3 protein-coding genes and 2 pseudogenes are annotated in these 4,458 nt (G+C 59.8%); 1 reads left to right on the forward strand and 4 read right to left on the reverse strand.

Features of this window, described 5'->3' with window-relative positions; translation table 11 throughout:
* Positions 1-365: 365 nt before the first annotated feature.
* Positions 366-1,730, forward strand: coding sequence for a replication initiation protein (locus tag ACTHL0_RS21365; RefSeq protein ID WP_440568901.1), 1,365 nt, complete (start codon positions 366-368; stop codon positions 1,728-1,730).
* A 214-nt stretch (positions 1,731-1,944) separates the two neighbouring features.
* On the opposite strand, the pseudogene ACTHL0_RS21370 reads toward ACTHL0_RS21365, so the two are convergent.
* The 4 genes and pseudogenes from ACTHL0_RS21370 to ACTHL0_RS21385 form a co-directional block, all read right to left on the reverse strand.
* Positions 1,945-2,847: pseudogene (locus ACTHL0_RS21370) on the reverse strand (ParB/RepB/Spo0J family partition protein); the annotation flags it as partial.
* A 57-nt stretch (positions 2,848-2,904) separates the two neighbouring features.
* Positions 2,905-3,018, reverse strand: a pseudogene (locus ACTHL0_RS21375) (ParB/RepB/Spo0J family partition protein); the annotation flags it as partial.
* Between the two features lie 24 nt (positions 3,019-3,042).
* A complete protein-coding gene (gene parA / locus ACTHL0_RS21380; protein WP_440568902.1) occupies positions 3,043-3,705 on the reverse strand; it encodes a ParA family partition ATPase in 663 nt (220 codons plus the stop codon).
* Positions 3,681-4,169: a hypothetical protein gene (locus tag ACTHL0_RS21385; RefSeq protein ID WP_440568903.1), complete on the reverse strand. Its 489-nt coding sequence runs from the start codon at positions 4,167-4,169 to the stop codon at positions 3,681-3,683. Before ACTHL0_RS21385 ends, parA begins: the two co-directional genes overlap by 25 nt.
* Between the last annotated feature and the right edge of the window lie 289 nt (positions 4,170-4,458).

Here is a 4,458-nt window from a genome sequence, read left to right on the forward strand (position 1 = left end):
AAAGGAAACATCAGGTGTCCACGTCGCGATTTGGCGAGCGAAAATGCGATATCGGGGCGCAGGGGGCGTGGGGAAATATCCGTTCGAATCGTCGTCGCGAAATAGCGACATTGGCTGAGGTGAGCAGATGCGGGAGCGCCTTGCAGTGCATATCGCCAGGCGCGCAGTCATGGTCGGCGACGAATCCCATGCCCTGCAATGACACGCTTCGCCCCTCACTATCCGTTCGGGTGAGCCTTTCCGGGAGCGGATCCAGGTGAGCCGCCGTTGTTTGCCGCGTTTCACCGCGAAGGGTGAGAGGGTGGTTGTAGACGCCTATCACCGCACTCTGTATCCTGTCGTAAATTTTCTTTCCCGACCGACGCATGGCAACGAAGCGCGCGAAGAAAACCGATGTGGACGTGGTGAGTCCGAGCTCCGCCGAATTGCGAAAGGCCGTCGAAGCGATCGCCATTCAGCCGAAGAGCGGCAAGATCACCCTGCTCACACGTAAGCTGTTCAACGTGCTGCTGGCTGTCGCGCAGCAGGCGGACGAAGCGGGCGATACCTATCGCGCGCTCTTGTCGGATATCGTCGCCAATTCCGCGTTCGATTCGAACGATACCGCGCTCGTCAAAGAGCATTTGCGGCGGATGGTGTCCGTGCAGGTGGAGTGGAGTCAGGGCACGTCCAGCCAGAAGCCAGGCCGCAAGTGGGGTATCTCCACGCTCATTGCCGACGCCGAAATTCTCGAAGATCCTTCTACCCGTCGCGTGTGGGTAGAGTTCTCGTTCGCGCCGAAGATCAAGAAGAAGCTGCTGGATCCGGTGCAGTACGCCCGGTTGAGCTTGCAGTTTCAAAGCCAATTGCGCAGCAGCGCGGGGCTCGCGCTGTATGAAATCTGCGTGCGGTATCTCACCAATCCCAGTCATTTGACGATGCGTGAGTCGTGGGCCTGGTGGCGTCCGATATTGTCCGGCACCCCGGACACCGAAGCCGGCGACGAAGCGAAACGCGAGTACAAGTATTTCAAGCGCGACTATCTGCGTCCGGCTATCGCCGAAGTCAATGCGGTCACCAATATCTTCGTGGAGCTCATCGAGCACCGTGAAGGCCGGCGTGTTGCCGAGATCCAGTTCCGGGTCACGGAGCGCAAGCAGCCGATGCTGGCGCTCGACGAGCATCCGAATGTCTTCGACAGTACGTTGATTGACCGTATGGTGAAGATCGGTATTCCGTTGAAGGAAGCGCAGACGCTATACGCCGATAGCGAGGAAAATCGGATTCGGGCGGCGTTGCAGATGACCGAACAGCGTATGCGCAGCACGACGTTGCCCCCTGTCCGCAGCGCGCCGGCTTTGTTCAAGGATGCGCTGAAGAAGGGCTATGCCCCGCCCGTCGAGGTCATTGAGCAGCCCGCTGGCGGCGCCGGCAAGGCGCTATCGGCGGCGGTGCCTGCCGATCAACTGAAGGCGCGTCTGCTGGACGAATACGCCGCGTATCGCCGCAAGGAGGCGCGTGTCCTGTACGAGGAGCAAGGTGAGTCGGAACAGGAGCTCGCACGGCAATCGTTCGAAGACGACATGCTCCCGCAACTCGGTTCTCATCTTCGGGACGACTGGCGCCGCCGGGGCTTGAGCTCCAAGCTCGGCGAAACCGCCTTTTTCGATTGGCTCGCACGCAAGACCTGGGGCGAACCGACCGACGGTGATCTACTGGCGTTCACGTTGAGCCAATCGCGGGCGGCTTGAATCACTTTATCAGGCGGCGATCGGCCAGCAGCTCACTCCGCCAGCGGGTTGAATGCCCCTCTCGTGGGCCGGCGCCGCTTATTGGTTCATTGTTGCTCGTGAGTGCGGCGGCGCTGGAGGCGGTCGGACTGCAAGCGGACACACGGCTTACACGTCGATTAGCGGGCCAGCCGACTGCGCGCCCAACCGCGCAGTCTTCAGGGTGGGGCGGGCGCTATACGCTTGCTGAGCTCGATTGCAGCATTTGCTCGATTTGTCTCAGGATGTCGTCGCGTTTATCGCGAGACAGGCCGCGCAAGCGCAATTCGAGGCGATCGTCCCCGTAAGATTTTAAATCCCCCACAGAAACGCCATCGAGCTTGATTTCCATACGCTGTGCGTAACGTTGCCGAGTGGCCGGTTTGACGTCGTCTTGCGGATTCACCCGGCCCTTCACGATGTCCGAGACTTGCCGGGTGCTGAGATCGTCGGACACGATACGGTTGATGAGCCGCAGCGTTGACTCGACGCCACGCGCGGCGTAGTAGCGGCCCACCTGATACGCCATGTTTGAACCGAAGCGATCGGGGCGTGCCACCATTTCCTGCATGACCGGCTCAGGGAGCTTCGCGAGCGATAGCGCAACGGCGACTGTCGATTCGTCGAGACCGAGATGTTCGGCGAGCTCCTTTTGACTCTGGAAGTGCTGCTCGTCGAGAAACCGCCGCCAGACGACCGCATTATCGAAGACAGTCTGCGAGTCGCGCTGAACGTTGAGATCGTAGCCGAGCTTGTAGCTCTCGATGCCGATCGGCAAGTCGACGACGACGGCTTTAACCGTATCCTTGTTGGCTTCCTTCAGTGCGCGTACGCGTCGTCCGCCGTCGCTGACGAAGTACGTGCCGTCGTTCGCGTAGTCGGGGATCACGTGGATCGCCTGCTGCTGGCCTTGCTTCGCGAGATTGACGGCCAGCTCGGCGATCGATGTTTTCAGATAGAAATGCCGGGGGTTGAACGGGCTCGGCTTAATCGCCTTCAGATCGAGTTCGATCACTTGGCCGGGCTGATAGGCATTGGCCATACGCCAGGCTCGATATTGCGCCGACTCGTTCGTATTGGCAGCATCGGTCGCCGAGGGAACCGCGTGAAGCATCGGTTCAGGCCGTGTGGGGGCCGTCTTCACCGAAGGCGCGGCATCGCTTTTGACGATGTCGTCGATCGCATTAAGCCGGTCAAGCGCGGTGCGCTTCTCACTGCTCGTGGTATCAGGGCGCGCTTGGAAGCCTTTGGCCAATTTAGACGATTTCATTCAGGGTCCTTTATGCGCATAAAGTCAGGGGAGCATGGCCGCGATCTCGTCCGCGCATGCGCGGATCTCCGCTGCAGCGAGCTTGGCGCCGCGGTCGCTCATTTGCAATACGGTTTGCCCGAGTGCCATCGCCTGCTTATAGGCTTCTCGAGTGGGGATCTGTGTTTTGAGCAACGGGAATCCGAGGTCTTCCAGCGCGCGTTTGAGCTCGCGCGTGAGCATGCGCTTCTCTTCGGTCTTGTTTAGCAGGAATACGGCACGGAGGTCTTCGTTCATGACTTGTGCCTGCTGAACCAGCTTCACCAAGCCGACACTGGACCAGTAGTCGGCGGGGGACGATGATGTCGGAATCACGGCAACGGACGCGGCCAGCAACACGACGCCCGACACTTTCTCCGTGATCGAGGGCGGGCAGTCCACGACGATCACGTCATAGTCGCCGATGAATTTCTTGATCTCGCGATGAATCTGCCCACCGGCTTCCGAGAGGTTGACGACTGGAAACGGGATACCCGTGTCGCCATCAGCCGAAGCGCTCGCCCAGTGAACCAGGGTATTTTGCCCATCCGCATCGACAACCAGCACGCGCTTACCTTTCTCGTGGAAAGCCGCGCCCAGATGCATAGCGATCGTGCTTTTCCCTACCCCGCCCTTCTGTTGAGTTACCGCGACGATTTCGGCTGCCAATTTTTTTCGCTCCTTAACAGATCGCAGAATTTTACCTTGTCGATTTTTAATTTCAATGAATTCGTCGTGATATCGCCACGGATTGGCCGTTTGGCCGACGGTTTATGCGCATAAAGCAGCGAGGTGGCAGTTACCAGTGTCCCGTGTTGGGTGTTCTGGGTGTTCTGGGTGTTCTGGGTGTTCTGGGTGTTCTGGGTGTGCTGGGTGTGCTGGGTGTGCTGGTGCTGGTGCTGGTGCTGGTGCTGGTGCACGGCACGGCACGGCACGGCACGGCACGGCACGGCACGGCACGGCACGGCACGGCACAATGTACGGGCCGGTGGTTTATGCGCATAAAGACGAGTGGCGCCGGTATCTGGAAGACGCAGGGACCCTATCGCGCTCACTTCTCCGCTGGTTTGGCCATACGCGCGGGCCAACGATTGGCGCGTTTCAGAAACCGTGCGCTGCGCCGTTGTCGTCAAAGATGCTTGTCGGGGCGAGCTGCTGTGAGCAGTGCCGCGCCCCGCATATGAACGCTCTTCAGCGCGAAAGGGGTTTGTGACGGCGTACGCGTCGATTAAGCCATCCCCGCCGCCGGCGAATCATCGACCCAAATGGAATGTTGCCGCGGCGTTTTGCTTGGGCCCGCGAACCGATGGAATGAAAGCCCGTGCCAATTTCAGAGAGGACACGTCTACACCCAGCCGTTGCCTTGCCCCGTTCTTTATGCGCATAAACCTCCCGGTCCGTGCGTGGTTTGGATGGGCGGTT

The organism is Trinickia sp., from assembly GCF_051961175.1.
In the GTDB taxonomy this organism is placed as follows: domain Bacteria; phylum Pseudomonadota; class Gammaproteobacteria; order Burkholderiales; family Burkholderiaceae; genus Trinickia.